General features: G+C 66.8%; 15 protein-coding genes and 1 tRNA gene. 12 read left to right on the forward strand and 4 right to left on the reverse strand.

Features of this window, described 5'->3' with window-relative positions; translation table 11 throughout:
• Positions 1–22: 22 nt before the first annotated feature.
• A complete protein-coding gene (locus ACUTAG_RS05295) occupies positions 23–1,297 on the reverse strand; it encodes an EAL domain-containing response regulator (RefSeq protein ID WP_148318438.1) in 1,275 nt (424 codons plus the stop codon).
• On the reverse strand, positions 1,294–4,071 hold the full coding sequence (locus tag ACUTAG_RS05300; protein WP_148318436.1) for an ATP-binding protein: 2,778 nt from the start codon (positions 4,069–4,071) through the stop codon (positions 1,294–1,296). Before ACUTAG_RS05300 ends, ACUTAG_RS05295 begins: the two co-directional genes overlap by 4 nt.
• A gap of 550 nt (positions 4,072–4,621) precedes the next feature.
• Here ACUTAG_RS05300 and ACUTAG_RS05305 point away from each other — a divergent pair.
• The 12 genes from ACUTAG_RS05305 (at position 4,622) to ACUTAG_RS05360 (ending at position 13,832) form a co-directional block, all read left to right on the forward strand.
• Positions 4,622–5,029 (forward strand): hypothetical protein, encoded by a 408-nt coding sequence (locus tag ACUTAG_RS05305; protein ID WP_026385065.1) that lies wholly within the window; start codon positions 4,622–4,624, stop codon positions 5,027–5,029.
• A gap of 82 nt (positions 5,030–5,111) precedes the next feature.
• Positions 5,112–5,441 (forward strand): hypothetical protein, encoded by a 330-nt coding sequence (locus ACUTAG_RS05310; protein ID WP_223308634.1) that lies wholly within the window; start codon positions 5,112–5,114, stop codon positions 5,439–5,441.
• Positions 5,442–5,726: 285 nt separating this feature from the next.
• Positions 5,727–6,452: a c-type cytochrome gene (locus ACUTAG_RS05315; protein ID WP_047991434.1), complete on the forward strand. Its 726-nt coding sequence runs from the start codon at positions 5,727–5,729 to the stop codon at positions 6,450–6,452.
• Complete coding sequence (locus ACUTAG_RS05320) at positions 6,449–7,486, forward strand: c-type cytochrome (protein ID WP_148318434.1); 1,038 nt, start codon at positions 6,449–6,451, stop codon at positions 7,484–7,486. Before ACUTAG_RS05315 ends, ACUTAG_RS05320 begins: the two co-directional genes overlap by 4 nt.
• 51 nt (positions 7,487–7,537) lie before the next feature.
• Positions 7,538–8,512, forward strand: a complete 975-nt coding sequence (locus ACUTAG_RS05325; RefSeq protein WP_054445659.1) for a P-type ATPase — start codon at positions 7,538–7,540, stop codon at positions 8,510–8,512.
• The gene (gene ccoS, locus ACUTAG_RS05330) at positions 8,509–8,670 is read left to right on the forward strand and encodes a cbb3-type cytochrome oxidase assembly protein CcoS (protein WP_045953287.1); all 162 of its coding nucleotides are present in this window, start codon (positions 8,509–8,511) and stop codon (positions 8,668–8,670) included. Before ACUTAG_RS05325 ends, ccoS begins: the two co-directional genes overlap by 4 nt.
• A 76-nt stretch (positions 8,671–8,746) precedes the next feature.
• Positions 8,747–10,213 carry a cytochrome-c oxidase, cbb3-type subunit I gene (gene ccoN, locus ACUTAG_RS05335; RefSeq protein WP_148318432.1) on the forward strand — a complete coding sequence of 489 codons (1,467 nt, stop codon included), beginning with the start codon at positions 8,747–8,749 and terminating at the stop codon, positions 10,211–10,213.
• A 10-nt stretch (positions 10,214–10,223) separates the two neighbouring features.
• Positions 10,224–10,949 (forward strand): cytochrome-c oxidase, cbb3-type subunit II, encoded by a 726-nt coding sequence (ccoO, locus tag ACUTAG_RS05340; protein WP_054441695.1) that lies wholly within the window; start codon positions 10,224–10,226, stop codon positions 10,947–10,949.
• On the forward strand, positions 10,949–11,125 hold the full coding sequence (locus tag ACUTAG_RS05345) for a cbb3-type cytochrome oxidase subunit 3 (RefSeq protein WP_148318650.1): 177 nt from the start codon (positions 10,949–10,951) through the stop codon (positions 11,123–11,125). Before ccoO ends, ACUTAG_RS05345 begins: the two co-directional genes overlap by 1 nt.
• The gene (gene ccoP / locus ACUTAG_RS05350) at positions 11,122–12,075 is read left to right on the forward strand and encodes a cytochrome-c oxidase, cbb3-type subunit III (protein ID WP_053501415.1); all 954 of its coding nucleotides are present in this window, start codon (positions 11,122–11,124) and stop codon (positions 12,073–12,075) included. Before ACUTAG_RS05345 ends, ccoP begins: the two co-directional genes overlap by 4 nt.
• Positions 12,076–12,085: 10 nt before the next feature.
• Positions 12,086–13,576, forward strand: coding sequence for a cytochrome c oxidase accessory protein CcoG (gene ccoG, locus ACUTAG_RS05355; protein ID WP_148318430.1), 1,491 nt, complete (start codon positions 12,086–12,088; stop codon positions 13,574–13,576).
• Positions 13,577–13,598: 22 nt separating this feature from the next.
• Positions 13,599–13,832, forward strand: a complete 234-nt coding sequence (locus ACUTAG_RS05360; protein WP_053499471.1) for a hypothetical protein — start codon at positions 13,599–13,601, stop codon at positions 13,830–13,832.
• Positions 13,833–13,999: 167 nt separating this feature from the next.
• Here the strand turns inward: ACUTAG_RS05360 and ACUTAG_RS05365 are convergent.
• Together ACUTAG_RS05365 and ACUTAG_RS05370 are read right to left on the reverse strand one after the other, a co-directional pair.
• Positions 14,000–14,092: transfer RNA gene (locus tag ACUTAG_RS05365), tRNA-Ser, on the reverse strand.
• A gap of 87 nt (positions 14,093–14,179) precedes the next feature.
• Entirely contained in the window at positions 14,180–15,445 is a 1,266-nt protein-coding gene (locus ACUTAG_RS05370; RefSeq protein WP_006387677.1) for an aspartate kinase, read from the reverse strand.
• Positions 15,446–15,469 lie beyond the last annotated feature (24 nt).

Below are 15,469 nucleotides of genomic sequence, written 5' to 3' on the forward strand. Positions count from 1 at the left end.
GTGGTCGGACTGCCCGGTGATTTCAGTGCCCACGGGCGCCATGCCGGCGGCGCGCCGCCGGTTGGCCATGGACGGCGCCCGCCAGTTCGGCGGGCGTGGGCTCGTTGTCCAGCAATTCGTTGAACGCCGCCAGGTCGACGGCTGCCGAGATCAGGAAGCCCTGCACGCAATCGCAGCCGATCCGGCGCAGGAATTGCAGGTCTTCCATGGTCTCGACTCCCTCGGCGGTGACCTGCAACCCCAACTGCCGCCCGAGCTGCACCGATGACACCAGCGCGGCCGCTCGGACCTCGTCCTTGGTGGCCCCATGGACGAAAGCGCGGTCGATCTTCAGTTCGGTAAACGGCGTGGAGATGAGGCTGTACATCGAACTATAGCCCTTGCCAAAATCATCCTGCGACAAGCCGAATCCCTTCAGCCGCAAGCGGCTGGCGCCCATGTAGTAATTGCCGGGCGCCACCGTCATGTCGTCTTCCAGGAGTTCGAATGTTACGTCTTCGGCCGGAATGCCGCCATGGGTGACAAGGTGGTGCAGTTCGTCGGGCAGCTGCGGGCGATCCAGCAGGCTGACCGGCAGGTTGATCGACACCGGGACGCGGAAGCCGCGCCGGCGCCAGCTGCGATAGGCGGCCAGGCTGTCTTCCAGCATGCGCGTCAGCAGCTCGTAGTCCAGCTCGTACTCGCGCAGCGTGCGCAGGAACGAACCCGGCAGCATCAGGCCCAGCCCGCGATGCCGCCAGCGCACCAGCGCCTCGGCGCCGACGATGGTGCCGGAGGACAGGGATTTCTTGGGCTGGAACCAGGCCTGGATGCTGCCATCGCGCAAGGCGGATTCGACGCTGGCCCGGTCCAACAGGCCTTCGGTGTCGCCGCGATGGGCCTGCGGCTCGTGGGCATCGTCGGGCGCGCGACGCCGCAGGCGGTCCGCCAGGCTGGCGATCTGCTCGCCGGTGACGGGTTTGACGAAGGTGCCGAGCATCGAGAAGCCGTTTTCCTTGGCCATCAGCCCGACGCTGTTGGCCATGCGCCGCGAACAAGCGGTGACGACGGCAAGGATGGGCCGCAGGTTCAGGCGCGCCAGTTCATGGATGAACTGCACGCCGTCCATGCCGGGCATGCTGATGTCCATGAGCACCAGGTGGTAGCCTTCGGCGCCGATGCGGTCGAGCGCGGCGCCGGCGCTTTCGACCGTATCCACATGCCCGAAGCCGGCCTGTTGCAGCATGTCCTTGAGATGCAGGCATTGCAACGCGTGATCGTCCAGGACAAGCACTTTGTAATCGGAGAGCTGTTTCACTTCATATCCTTTGCGATGCCGTGCAGGGTCTGGGCCAGGACCATGAAAGGCAGGGGCTTGCACAACACCTGGGTCATGCCCGCGGCCACGCCGCGCTGCGCGATCTCGGCGGCCGAACTGGAAGTCAGGCCGATGAGGGGGCCGTCGTAGCCGCCCTCGCGCAGCGCCCGCGCCAGTTCGTAGCCGTTGACCACGGGCATGTTCAGGTCGGTCAGGACCAGGTCGAACCGTTCGCCGCGCCAGCGTTGCAGGGCCTCTTCGCCATTGCCGGCCAGCGTCACGGCGCATCCGAGATGTTCGAGTTGCTCGCGCAGGATCAATTGGTTGATGACGTTGTCCTCGACGACCAGGATGCGCAGGTCCAGCGGCCCTTGTTTGGCGCCATCGGCCCCCAGCGCGCCGGGTTCGACGCCGTCCTGCGCCATCTGTACGGCGCGGCAGATGCTGACCGGGTTGAATGCGCTGGCCACGCCGGCGCCGCCGGTGGCGGCCATGAAGGCGCCCTGGCTGGCGCCGGGCGCCAGCACCCGCACCCGCTGGTGTTTCCAGCGCGGTTCGGGCACCGCCGGCGGCCAGGTCTGCACCAGCACCGCGCCATCGGGTTCGACGCCGTCCGCCTGCCTGCGATAGGGCAAGGCGTTGGCGCCGCAGGCGGCCAGCCAGCCGCGCACGTTGTCGACCACTTCCGGCACCGCGCCGTCCACGTATACCGGCCGTGGCTGCAGGGTGAGAGGCGGCGCCGCCGCCTGTTCGTCGGTGTCGAGGGACAGGGAGAACAGGATGCTGGTCCCCAGGCCTTCCTCGCTGACGACCGACAGCGAGCCGCCCATCAGATCGGACAGGCGCCGGCAGATCGTCAGCCCCAGGCCGGTGCCCGCGACATCGCAATCCTGCGCCGCGGGCGCCCGGAAATAAGGCTCGAACAGCCGCGCGCGGTGGGTTTCACAAATGCCGGGGCCAGTATCGGCCACCTGGAAGCGCAGATGCGTGCGTCCCGGCCCCTCGGCGGTGGCGCTGGCGCGCAGCACGACCCGTCCGGCTTCGGTGAACTTGACGGCGTTGCTGACCAGGTTGTTGAGGATCTGCAGGATGCGGATCGAGTCGCCCAGCGCCGAGGCCGGCATGCCGACCTCGGTGATGGCGTAGACGTCCAGGCCCTTGGCACGGCCGCGCGCCGCGTAATTGGCCACCACCTGCTCGACCAGGTCCGCCGGCGAGAAGGCGCTGATTTCGAGCTCTTCGTGGCCGGCCTCGATGCGCGACAGGTCGAGCGTGCCGTTGATGGTGCGCAGCAGGGTCGACGAAGACTGCTGGATGGTGTTCAGGTACTGTTCCTGCTGTCCGGTCAGGCCGGTCAGGGCCAGCAGTTCCAGCGTGCCCAGGATGCCGTACAGCGGCGTGCGGATTTCGTGGCTGATGGTGGCAAAGAACATGGCCTTGGATTCGCTGGCGCGATCGGTGGCCAGCTTGGCCTGGCGCAAGGCATGCTCGACCTTCTTCTGCGCGGTGATGTCGCTGATGCCGCACAGCACGACGTCCTCGGATTGATAGGTGGTGGCGGCGAACGCCACGTAGGCGCTGCGGCCGTCCTTGAGGGTGTATTCGCCGCCGCCGGTTTCGATGCCGGCCCCCAGCAGGGCCTGGCGCCAGTGGTCCTGTTCGCCAAGCCATTGCCGCGCCGCCGCGTTCGACAGCAGCAGTTCGCCGTCTTTGCGCCGCAGCAGGCACAACCCCACCGGCGCCACGTCGACGATCTTGCGGTTCAGCGCCACGCTGTCGACCAGGGCCTCGTACTGCCGCAGCGCGGGTTTCACCAGCCGGTTGCGGATGTGGCGCACCGCCAGCAGCACGATGACGATCAGCAACGCCGCCACCGCGCCGGCGGTCCAGAACGCCACGGCGCCATCTTCGAGCAGGTCGCCGATGGGCACGTAATACGCCAGCCGCCAGCCCGCTTCGCCGACCGACTTGACCAGCACCAGCGTCTGCGGCCACCAGCTGTCGCCGCGCAGCCGGAACGAATCACTCGACAGGTAGGCGGGCGTTTCCTCGACCCGCGGCGGCAGCGTGCCGCCATGCAGCGCCATGGCGCCGTTGCCGTCGTACAGGGCATAGCCGGCGCCGCCGCTCGCGCATTCGGTTTCGCCGACGACCGCGCCCAGGCCGCCGACCTCGAGCCCGATCCAGGTGCGTTCATCGCCGGTGACGTCGGCCGGGGTGTAGAGGAACAGGCGGTTGGCCTCGTCCATGGGCGGACGCAGCCAGACGATCGGATTGCGGCCGTCGGGTCCCGGTTGCGCGCTGCGCAGCCGCAGCGCCTGCGCCAGCCAGCGCGCGGTGGCGTCCGACATGGGCGTGGCGCCGGCGTCGGACCGCAGCGCCAGGCGCGTGACCGTGGCATTGGCGGGCGAGGCATAGACGACGTGCGCGCGCAATTGCGCCACGTTGGCGCGGTCGCGCGGGGTCAGGATCAGCGCCCATTCATAGGTGCCACCGGCATCGACCAGCGGCGCCACGCTGATCTGGCCGGTGGCGCCGAAGGTCCGGGGAGTATCGGCGACCGACATGCGGTCGGTGTTGCGCACCGCCGAGGCGGCCACCGAACGCAACAGCGACTCGCGCTGGTCGAAATACAGCTGCGCGTTGTAGGCGCCGGCGTTCATGCGGCGGCGGTATTTGGAGACTTCGCCGGTGAACGCGCCATAGGCGTACAGTGCCGTTCCCACCAGGATGCAAGCCGCGAGCGCCACGGCAAACATGTGCAGAAGAAGCATAGGCAGGCCTGGGGCCGCCGCCGTCAATGCTTCCCGGGAACGGGGATTCAAGATCATGCGTCGATCATAGATTTCCGCTTTGGCGGCCAAGCCAAGAATATTCTCAAAGCGTGAGAGCGGGCCTGCCCCTCGGCACGCGCCGCCCCCGCCTTGTTTCGGCCCGGGGAAAAGCCCGCTGCGCCAGCGCCCTCGGCCACGTCGCAATCGCCTCCCCCTGGCGATCCGCCCGGTCCGGCCCGCAGCCATGTCGCCGTGGTTTTTCGCCCGCTCGATGTAACAAAATCAAATAAATTAATTCAGAACAACCCGACGCCAACCGGCATCGCCAGACCGGCCCGCCCCCACCTTCGCCCGCACCTCGCCCTATGACGGCCCCCCGCTTTCGCCGAACCTTCCCCGATGGCAACCCCGGAAAATTGGGTAGGCCAGCCCGGCGCCCAGGGCACCGGATGTGGAATGCGCGCCACACCCCCTCTCGCCATGGGCGCGACGCGCTGGCATCATGCGGCGCGTAGGGCACCTGTCGAGCATCTGAACAAGGAAAACAAACGTGCGATTCAGTTTTTTCAAGGCCCTGCTGGCCTGCCTGTGCGGCGCCGTGCTGAGCGCCTGCACCACCTGGGACGTGGCGATGATGCGCCACAAGGGCAAGCCCGTGAATGACATCGTGGCCGATTGGGGCGTACCCGACCGCGTCTATGCCAGCGAAGACCTGCCGATCGGGCAGCTGGTCTACATGTGGCAGACCTCCGGCGAAGTCTCGTGGGACGAGGCCGTCGGCACCTTCTACGTGCCTCCGCCCGGCGGCGTCAGCTACGGTTTCGGCAACAACACGGGCACCATCTACCAGCGGCGCACGGGCATCGCCAGCTGCTACACCATGCTTCATGTCGACGAGAAGGGCATCGTCGTCGGCGGCGAACTCGTCAATAACGGCACGACCTGCAAGATGTGGTGACGGCGGCGCCACGCGGATCGCCCATGCGCCCCGCCGGCCTGCCCCCCTCGGACAACACGCAAGAGACCTCCTGATGATGAACATGAAAGCCCCCCGCGCCCTTGCCTCCCTGCTCGCCCTGGCCCTGCTGGCCGGGCCGGCCCTTGCCGCCGAAAAGAAACCCACGGCAGGCGACATTTCGCGCGCCATCGCCTATGCCGACGTGATGCGCGCCTTCGCCTACAGCAAGCAGGCCACCGAGTTCAAGGAACGCTTCGACAAGATCGGCCCCGGTCCGGACGGACTGGAAGCCATGACCAATGCGGCCAACCTCATGACACTGGCCAACCAGGCCATGCGCGCGGCCTGCGCGCGCGAACCGCACTACGTGGAAAAGGGCATCGAAGCCTTCCGCTGCAGCAAGATCAAGTAGGCGGCTCGACCCGGCAGGGTCGAGCCGCGCACCAGGCCCCGAACCAGGGCTGCCGCGGATCAAGGCAAGCAGGCGAGGCCAACGACCGGCAGACCCGCCATAGAACCCCGCAGGACTCACGTTCCGCGGGGTTTTTTGCGCCTGGACAGGACGGACGGCATCGTCGCGATGCGACGGGCGCGCGCGCGAACACGATCTTTGTGTCCTACCTTTTATGCATAGCGGTTCTATGCCGTCGTCTTTGGAAATATAGTCGAGCCAAAATCTTCGGCAGCGTTCCTCCTCATGTCCTCCCGCCTTCTGCCCGGCGCCCGATGGGCGAGCGTGGCGATCTTCTTCGCCAGTGTGTTTTCCGTAGTGCCCGGCACGGTTCATGGCGCGCCTGACGGACTGCTCATCAGCACCCAGGGCGCCAACGGCGCGCCCGCCTGTATGCTCTGCCACGGCGCCCACGGAGAAGGCAACCCGGTCTCCGGCTTTCCGCGATTGGCAGGCGCTGGCGTGGCCTATCTGCAGGAACAGCTTGAGGCCATCGCCAACGGCTCGCGCGTCAGTCCCGTCATGACAGCCATCGCCAAGACGCTGGAACCGGCGCAACGCGAGGCCGTGGCGCGGTTCTACGCCGCGCTGCCCTCCCCCCTGGACACCGACCGCTTGGCCGCCACCGCGCAGCAGTCTCCCAAACCCGCCGACGTGGGCGCCTGGCTCGCCATTCGTGGCGCCTGGGACAGGAACATACCCGCCTGCAACCAGTGCCACGGCCCCGGCGGCATCGGAGTGGGCGATCATTTCCCAAGCCTGGCGGGCCAGCCCGCCGCCTACCTCGCCGAACAGTTGCGCCTGTGGCGTGAAAACCAACGTCCGCCCGGCCCGCTGGGCTTGATGGCGGCGGTCGCCACGCGCCTGACGGACGCCGAGATCACCGCGGTGTCCGCCTACTACGCCGGCCTGCCCAGGGCCGCCGACCCGCTCACCGCGCAAGCCGGCACCGCCGCGAAGGCCAAGCCATGATCCCGCCCTCCTCCCGCCTGCGCCCGCTGCAGGTTGCCGTCCTCGCGCTGCTGGCCATCAGCGCGATCGTCCTGGCCACCGCGATTCGCAACGGGCGCCCGACGTTTCCCACGACGGCCCTTCCTCACCCGCCAGCCGATGCGCCCGCCGATCGAGCGTCAACCCTTGGTCCTGCTGCCGCCGCGCCGCGGCCCGATACCCGCCCCGCTTTCACGCCGCCATCCGCCGCATCGCTGCCGGACACGGCATTCGGCAAGACCGTGCGCCAGGGCGAGCAGATCTTCCTTCATACGCCGCAGAACGCTCCCCAGTTCGCGGGCAACAACCTGAATTGCTCCAGCTGCCACCTGGACGCTGGCCGCCGCCCCGACGCCGCGCCCATGTGGGCAGCCTACGTGATGTATCCGGCCTATCGCGCCAAGAACGGCCACGTCAATACGCTCGCCGAACGATTGCAGGGTTGTTTCCGTTTCAGCATGAACGGCAAGCCACCCGCGGCCGACGATCCGGTCCTGGTCGCGCTGCAGACCTACATGTTCTGGCTCGCCGACAAGGCGCCCACCGGCGTGCCGCTCAAGGGCCACGGCTATCCGAAGCTGGCGGCGCCGCCGCAGAAGGCCGACTACCTGCGGGGCAGCCAGGTCTACGCCCGGAACTGCGCCGTCTGCCATGGCGCCGAAGGCCAGGGTCAGAAGAATGGCGAGCACTGGGTCTTCCCGGCCTTGTGGGGTCCCGATTCCTTCAACTGGGGCGCCGGCATGCATCAGATCAAGAACGCCGCCGGCTTCATCAAGGCCAACATGCCATTGGGCCGTGGCGGCCTGCTGAGCGACCAGGAAGCCTGGGATGTGGCCTACTTCATGAACGCGCATGAACGCCCGCAAGATCCGCGCTACACCGAATCCGTGGCCAAGACCCGCGCCAAATACCACGATTCCGAGGATTCGCTGTACGGCCTCGAAATCAATGGCCACCTGCTTGGCAGCGAGGCGCCGCCGTCCGGAGGCAGGCTGGCGCAGGGCACCGGGCGCTGAGGCCGGATTTCATCGGCCATGACGACGGCTTGCGAACCAAACCGTTACGCCATGCGGCACCGATCGATTTTCGCGCAGCCCCCTAGCCTGTCCGATGCCGATCGGCAGCAGCGCCGGCACGCGCTGGTGCGCCTGTCGCTGGCGTGGCTGGCGATGATGCAGGTCATGATGTTCGCCTGGCCGGGCTACCTGCGCCATGACGGCATCCCCAGGGACGCCCTGGAAACGCTGGACTGGGCCATCGTGCTGATGAACTGGGCCAGCCTGGCCCTGACCGTGCCGGTGGTGCTCTATTCGGCCTGGCCGATCTGGCGCCACGCCGGCGCCAACCTGCGCCAGGGCCGCGCCGGCATGGACGTGCCGGTGGCGCTGGGCATCGTCGCCGCCTTCGTCCCCAGCGTGCATGCCACCTATACGGGCCGCGGCGAGGTGTATTTCGATTCGGTCACCATGTTCGTCGCCTTCCTGCTGACTGCGCGCTACCTGGAACTTTGCGCCCGGCAGTCGTTCGGCGGCCCGACGGGCAGCCAACGGCATGCCCGGGTCGAGGCGCAGCGCCTGCTGCTGGGCGCCAGCGCAGACCGGCTGGCTTCGCGCTTCGTCATGGCGCAGGTGGCGCTGGCGCTGGCCGCGGCGGCCGCCTGGGCCTATATCGATCCGGCCCGTAGCCTTCCCGTCATGGTGGCGCTGCTGGTGATGAGCTGCCCCTGCGCCATGTCGATGGCGGTGCCCACCGCCATGGCGTCGGCCCATTCGGCGCTGGCGGCCCATCCGTCGATGTCCGAAGCGGCGCTGGACACGCTGCTGGCCCAGGCGCAGCGCAAGGCGCGCCAGAGCCTGCACGCTGCGCTGGCCTGGCATCTGCTGGTGACGCCGCTGGCGTTGGCTGGCTGGGTCACGCCCTGGCTGGCGGCGATCGCCATGCTGGTGTCGTCGTTGGCGGTGGCATGCAACGCGTGGCGGTGGGCCCGCCGCGATTGGTCCGCTGATCTGGCATGCGCCGAAGCGCCGGGGTCCGCCCCATGATCATTCTCTACCTGCTGCTGCCGCTGTCCCTGCTGTTCGTGCTGGTCATCGGCGTGTCATTGTGGTGGGCCGTTTTCAATGGCCAATACGACGATACCGACAACGCCGGCGCCGCCATCCTGCGCGACGACGACAGCGGACCGACGGTTCGCGGATGATTCGGATCGAATCCCATATTCATATCGACCCTCATCATTGAAACTGGAGGCTGTTGTTTTGAAAAAGGGGGCGGTAATGGACCATTACACCGCCATCGCGAGCAAGTCCGACACCTTCAACTACCGTATCGTGCGGCAGTTCGCATTGGTCACCGTGTTCTGGGGCATCGTCGGCATGACCGTGGGCGTTTTTCTCGCCGCGCAGCTGATCTGGCCTCAGTTGAATTTCGACACCGCCTGGCTCAGCTACGGCCGCCTGCGCCCGCTGCACACCAACGCCGTGATCTTCGCCTTCGGCGGCAGCGCGCTGTTCGCGACCTCGTACTACGTGGTCCAGCGCACCTGTCAGGCCCGCCTTTTCTGTGACTGGCTGGCCGCCTTCACGTTCTGGGGCTGGCAGGTCGTCATCGTCGGTGCTGTCATCACTTTGCCGCTGGGCTACACCAGCAGCAAGGAATACGCCGAACTCGAATGGCCCATCGACATCCTGATCACGCTGGTCTGGGTGGCCTACGCCATCGTGTTCTTCGGCACCATCGTCAAGCGCCGCGCCAAGCACATCTACGTGGCGAACTGGTTCTTCGGCTCGTACATCCTGACCATCGCCATCCTGCACATCTTCAACAACATCGAGATGCCGGTGACGCTGTGGAAGTCGTACTCCGCCTATGCCGGCGTGCAGGATGCCATGGTGCAGTGGTGGTACGGCCACAACGCGGTGGGCTTCTTCCTGACCACCAGCTTCCTGGGCATGATGTACTACTTCGTGCCCAAGCAGGCCGGCCGTCCCATCTATTCGTATCGCCTGTCGATCGTCCACTTCTGGGCGCTGGCCTTCACCTACATGTGGGCCGGTCCCCATCACCTGCTGTACACCTCGCTGCCCGACTGGACCCAGTCGCTGGGCATGACGTTCTCGCTGATCCTGCTGGCGCCGTCGTGGGGCGGCATGATCAACGGCATCATGACGCTGCAGGGCGCCTGGTACAAGCTGCGCACCGATCCGATCCTGAAGTTCATGGTGACGGCGCTGTCGTTCTACGGCATGGCCACGTTCGAAGGCTCGATGATGGCGATCCGCACCGTGAACGCGCTGTCGCACTACACCGACTGGACCATCGGCCACGTGCACTCGGGCGCGCTGGGCTGGGTCGCGATGATCTCGTTCGGCTCGCTCTACTACCTGATCCCGCGCCTGTATGGCCGCGAAAAGATGTACAGCGTCAAGGCCATCGAACTGCACTTCTGGGTCGCCACCATCGGCGTGGTGCTGTACATCGCCGCGATGTGGATCGCCGGGGTGCAGCAGGGCCTGATGTGGCGCGACACGGCGGCCGACGGCACGCTGGTGTACAGCTTCGTCGAAGAGCTCAAGACGCGGGTGCCGTATTACCTGATTCGTCTGTTGGGCGGCACGCTCTACTTGTCGGGTATCTGGATCATGGCCTGGAACGTGTGGAAGACGGTGAGCGGCGCGAAGGCGGTCAACCCCGCCATTCCGCCGGACACCGCCCACGCCGTCGGCGCGCCGGCCACCGCTTGACGAGGACATCATGGCCAACAAGCAACAAGGTTTTTTCTCCCACCAGACGCTCGAAAAGAACATCGGCTGGATGATCATCGCCAGCATCCTGGTGGTGTCGTTCGCCGGCCTGGTGCAGATCGTGCCGCTGTTTTTCCAGCACAGCACCACGCAGCCGGTGGCGGGGGTCGAACCCTACAGCCCGCTGCGCCTGATGGGGCGCGACGTCTACATCCGCGAAGGCTGTGTGGGCTGCCACTCGCAGCAGATTCGTGTATTGGCGGCCGAAGTGCAACGTTACGGCCCCTACTCGCTGGCCGCGGAGTCCATGTACGACCATCCCTTCCTGTGGGGTTCCAAGCGCACTGGCCCGGATCTGGCGCGCGTGGGCGAACGCTACTCCGACGAGTGGCATCGCATCCACCTTCGCAACCCGCGCCTGGTGGTGCCCGAGTCCAACATGCCGGCCTATCCCTGGCTGGAAAAGACGGTGATCACCGGCCAGAACGTCGAGCAGCGCATGCGCGCGCTGCGGGCCCTGGGCGTGCCGTATACCGACGAAGAGATCGCCGCCGCGCCCAAGGCCATCGAAGGCAAGACCGAAGAGGACGCGCTGGTGGCCTACCTGCAAGGACTGGGCGTGGGCGTGCGCAAGGCGCAGCAGGCCAAGAAGGCCGAAGAAGCCCGGAAGGCCGAAGAAGCCAGGAAGGCGGCGCAGCCCGCTGCCGCCGCGCAACCCGCGGCCACGGGAGGTTGATCATGGCTTACTTGAGCGCAATCGTCACCGCCATCTCGATGGCAACCTTCGTCGGCATCGTCTGGTGGGCCTGCTCGCGCGGCCGCCAGGGCGCCAACAACGAATCGGCGATGCTGCCGTTCGCGCTGCCCGATGAATTCGGGCCGGCACAACAAGACGGAGCGGATCAGACATGAGCGATTTCGTCAGCGGCTTCTGGGGCTACTTCATCTCCATCGTCGCGGTCGGCGGCGTGGTGTTCTGCGTGACGCTGCTGTACTCGCAACGCCGCTGGCTCGGCGCCAAGCCGGCCGGCGGCCAGGCGGAGGACACCGGCCATGTCTGGGATGACGACCTGACCGAACTGAACAACCCGGTGCCTGGCTGGTGGACCTGGATGTTCCTGTTGGCGTGCGCGGTCGCGCTGGGCTACCTCTTCTTGATGCCCGGCCTGGGAACATACCAAGGCCTGCTGGGCTACAGCAGCGCCGACGAAGTGGCGCGGCAGCAGGCCAGGATGGCCGAGGCCGTGCGCCCGATCTACGCGCGCTTCGAGACCATGACCGTGCCGCAGATCGCCGCGGACGCGGGCGCCCGGGAGATCGGCCAGCGTCTGTTCCTGAACACCTGCGCGCAATGCCACGGTTCCGACGCCAAGGGCGGGCCCAGCTTTCCCAACCTGGCCGACACGGACTGGCTGTATGGCGGCTCGCCCGACACCATCATGCAGACCATCACTTATGGCCGCGTCGGCGTGATGCCGGCCTGGAAAGCCGCCATCGCCCCCAAGGCTGCCGGCGACATCGCGCAATACGTGCGGTCGCTGTCGGGGCTGGACGCGGATCCGGAGCGGGTATTGCGCGGCCAGCGCGGCTATCAGACCTACTGCATTGCCTGTCACGGTGTCGATGGCAAGGGCAACCAGGTCCTGGGCGCGCCGAATCTCACCGACGAAGTCTGGCTTTACGGCAGCTCGGAAGCGTCCATCGTCAAGACCATCCTGGATGGGCGCGAAAATCACATGCCGGCGCACGGCGACATCCTGACGCCGGTGCAGATCAAGCTCCTGACGGCCTGGGTCTGGGGCCTGTCGAACAAGCCCGAGGCGCAGGCGCAGCCGGCCGCGCCCGCCGGCCCGGCCGATTAGGCATTGCCCCATGGATGATGGGTCAACCGCAAGCGTCAGCAGTTCGCCTGGCGGCGACCCGCCACCCTGGCGGCCGCACGTGCGGCCGCCCCGGCCCGGCAAGGAGACGCTGGAGCAGACCCTGGCCGGCGTGCGCAGCAAGATCTATCCGCGCTCGGTCAGCGGCATCTTCGCGCGCTGGCGCATCGCCTTCGTCTTTCTCACGCAGCTGATCTTCTACGGCCTGCCCTGGCTGCAATGGAACGGCCGCCAGGCCGTGCTGTTCGACCTGGGCGCGCGCAAGTTCTACCTGTTCGGCCTGGTGCTGTGGCCCCAGGACGTGGTCTACCTGGCCGTGCTGCTGGTGATCTCGGCGCTGGCGCTGTTCCTGTTCACCGCGGTGGCCGGCCGGTTGTTCTGCGGCTACGCCTGTCCGCAGACGGTCTACACCGAGATCTTCATGTGGATCGAGCGCAAGGTCGAAGGCGACCGCGTCGCCCGCATCCGCCTGGACGAGTCGCCCTGGACCTGGCGCAAGGCGCGCCTGAAGGTCACCAAGCACTTCCTGTGGATCGCGCTGGCCTGGTGGACCGGCTCGACCTTCATCGGCTACTTCGCGCCGATCCGCGAACTGGGCCACGAGCTGTTCGCGCTGCAGCTTGGGCCGTGGCAATGGTTCTGGATGCTGTTCTACGGTTTCGCCACCTGGGGCAACGCCGGCTTCATGCGCGAGTCGGTCTGCAAGTACATGTGCCCGTACGCGCGCTTCCAGAGTGTGATGGTCGATCCCGACACCTTCGTGGTGACCTACGACAAGCGCCGCGGCGACCCGCGCGGCGGCCGTTCGCGCAAGGTCGACCACAAGGCGGCGGGGCTGGGCGACTGCGTCGATTGCAGCCTGTGCGTGCAGGTGTGCCCGACCGGCATCGACATCCGCGACGGGCTGCAATACATGTGCATCGGCTGCGGCGCCTGTATCGACGCCTGCGAGCAGGTGATGGACAAGATGCAGTACCCATCCGGGCTGATCCGCTACACCTCGGAGCGGGCGATGCTGGAAGGGCTGTCGACCCGGAGCGCGCGCTCGCACCTGCTGCGCCCGCGCGTGCTGATCTACGGCACGCTGATCCTGGGGCTGGCGGTGGCATTCGTGGTGTCGCTGACGCTGCGCAACCCGCTGCGGGTGGACGTGATCCGCGATCGCGGCGTGCTGGGGCGCGAGGTGGCCGGCGGCATGATCGAGAACGTGTATCGGCTGCAGATCATCAACACCTCGGACTCGCCGCTGCGCTTGCGGCTGTCGGCCGACGGCATGCCCGGACTGGCGGTGCGCGCCGGGCAGGGCGAGTCGGACGTGGTGGATGTCGAGGCGGCGGCCAACAAGCTGGTGCCGATGGTGATCCGCGCGCCGGCCGGGGCCGAGCCGGGCGCGCACCCGATCACGCTGCGGGCCCGCGCCCACGATCAAGAGAACCGGCCGGTCGAAACCGACGAAGCCGCGAGTTTTTATGTCCCCGAGTGATTCCGAACCAAGGATGCCGACGATGAATACCGCCCCTGTTGCCGTGCCACCGATGGCCAAGCCCTGGTACCGCGAACCCTGGCCGTGGTTCCTGATGGCCGGGCCGTTCCTGGCGGTGGTCGGCTGCGCCATCACGATCTACCTGGCCTTTACGTACTTCGGCAACCAGCCGATCCAGGAAGGCGTGGTCACGCGCGGGCTGGTGATCGAGCAGGTCGATGCGGCATCCTCGCCGCCGGCGCCGGACAGTCTGTAGATCTTCGGACCGGGCCGAACGCACGCCGCATATCCGAAAGCCGTGCCAGCGCCTTGGGGTGCGGAGGTATCCGCAAAGCTGCCCAAGAGCAGGAATGCCCAAGAAAAAACCCGCAGAACTTGCGTTCTGCGGGTTTCTTACCAGCCTGGCAGGCCAGGCTGGAAATCTGGCGGAGATGGTGGGATTCGAACCCACGATGCAGTTTTTAGCCACATACTCCCTTAGCAGGGGAGCCCCTTCAGCCTCTCGGGCACATCTCCGAAGAGAACGAGATTCTAGCACGACTTTTTACCCTGTTGCCCGTAACAAAGCCGCAGGCGGAAAAAAACGTGCCGAAGCCGTTACTCTCAGAGCTTGGTGGCGGGCGCCTGGTCCAGGCCGAAGGCCTTGTGCAGGGCGCGCACACCCAGTTCCATGTACTTGTCGTCGATGATCACCGAGGTCTTGATTTCGCTGGTGCTGATCATCTGGATGTTGATGCCCTCTTGCGACAGGGTCTGGAACATCAGGCTGGCGACGCCCACGTGCGAGCGCATGCCGATGCCGACAATCGAGACCTTGGCGACCTTCTCGTCGGTCGACAGTTCGCGCGCGCCCACGGCGGGGATGACTTCGCGCTTGAGCAGGTCGACGGCACGCGCGAACTCGTTGCGGTTCACGGTGAACGAGAAATCGGTGGTGCCGGCCACGGACTGATTCTGCACGATCATGTCGACGTCGATGTTGGCGGCGGCGACCGGGCCCAGGATCGAGAAGGCGATGCCGGGTTTGTCGGGAACACCCAGCAGGGTGATTTTGGCTTCGTCGCGGCTGAAGGCGATGCCGGAGACAACGGCGGCTTCCATTTTTTCGTCTTCCTCAAAAGTAATCAGCGTGCCCGAACACATTTCTTCGTCGAGCGGGATGAGCGGGTCGGTCAGCGAGGACAGCACCCGCGTCGGCACACGGTATTTGCCGGCGAATTCGACCGAGCGGATCTGCAGGACCTTGGAGCCCAGCGAGGCCATTTCCAGCATTTCCTCGAAGGAAACGACGGCCATGCGGCGCGCTTCGGGCACCACCCGCGGATCGGTCGTGTAGACGCCATCCACATCGGTGTAGATCAGGCATTCATCGGCCTTGAGCGCCGCCGCCACGGCCACGGCCGAGGTGTCGGAGCCGCCGCGGCCCAGGGTGGTGATGTGGCCGTCCGGGTCCACGCCCTGGAAGCCGGTGACGATAACCACGCGGCCGGCGTCGAGGTCGGCGCGGATGCGGGCGTCGTCGATCGAGGTGATGCGGGCCTTGGTGAACGACGAATCGGTGCGCACCGGCACCTGCCAGCCCGCGTAGCTGCGGGCGGCGACGCCTTCGGCCTGCAGCGCGATGGCCAACAGGCCGCTGCTGGCCTGCTCGCCGGTGGCGGCGATCATGTCGAGCTCGCGCGCGTCGGGCTGCGGCGTAATCTCGCGCGCCAGGCCCAGCAGGCGATTGGTTTCGCCTGCCATGGCCGACGGCACCACGACAACCTGGTGGCCGGCAGCGTGCCACTTCGCGACGCGTCGCGCCACGTTCCTGATGCGCTCGACCGAGCCCATCGAAGTACCGCCATATTTATGAACGATCAGGGACATCTCGTACTCTGGCTGGGGACCCGC

Source organism: Achromobacter sp. CSND-B12 (assembly GCF_052906545.1).

Excerpts from the sequence above, each read along its gene's own strand:
- ACUTAG_RS05320 (WP_148318434.1), top strand. The coding sequence starts at position 6,449 with ATGATCCCGCCCTCCTCCCGCCTGCGCCCGCTGCAGGTTGCCGTCCTC.
- ccoG (WP_148318430.1), top strand. The coding sequence starts at position 12,086 with ATGGATGATGGGTCAACCGCAAGCGTCAGCAGTTCGCCTGGCGGCGAC.
- ACUTAG_RS05300 (WP_148318436.1), bottom strand. The coding sequence starts at position 4,071 with ATGCTTCTTCTGCACATGTTTGCCGTGGCGCTCGCGGCTTGCATCCTG.
- ACUTAG_RS05310 (WP_223308634.1), top strand. The coding sequence starts at position 5,112 with ATGAAAGCCCCCCGCGCCCTTGCCTCCCTGCTCGCCCTGGCCCTGCTG.
- ACUTAG_RS05370 (WP_006387677.1), bottom strand. The coding sequence starts at position 15,445 with ATGTCCCTGATCGTTCATAAATATGGCGGTACTTCGATGGGCTCGGTC.
- ccoN (WP_148318432.1), top strand. The coding sequence starts at position 8,747 with ATGGACCATTACACCGCCATCGCGAGCAAGTCCGACACCTTCAACTAC.
- ccoO (WP_054441695.1), top strand. The coding sequence starts at position 10,224 with ATGGCCAACAAGCAACAAGGTTTTTTCTCCCACCAGACGCTCGAAAAG.
- ACUTAG_RS05325 (WP_054445659.1), top strand. The coding sequence starts at position 7,538 with ATGCGGCACCGATCGATTTTCGCGCAGCCCCCTAGCCTGTCCGATGCC.
- ccoP (WP_053501415.1), top strand. The coding sequence starts at position 11,122 with ATGAGCGATTTCGTCAGCGGCTTCTGGGGCTACTTCATCTCCATCGTC.
- ACUTAG_RS05360 (WP_053499471.1), top strand. The coding sequence starts at position 13,599 with ATGAATACCGCCCCTGTTGCCGTGCCACCGATGGCCAAGCCCTGGTAC.
- ccoS (WP_045953287.1), top strand. The coding sequence starts at position 8,509 with ATGATCATTCTCTACCTGCTGCTGCCGCTGTCCCTGCTGTTCGTGCTG.
- ACUTAG_RS05315 (WP_047991434.1), top strand. The coding sequence starts at position 5,727 with ATGTCCTCCCGCCTTCTGCCCGGCGCCCGATGGGCGAGCGTGGCGATC.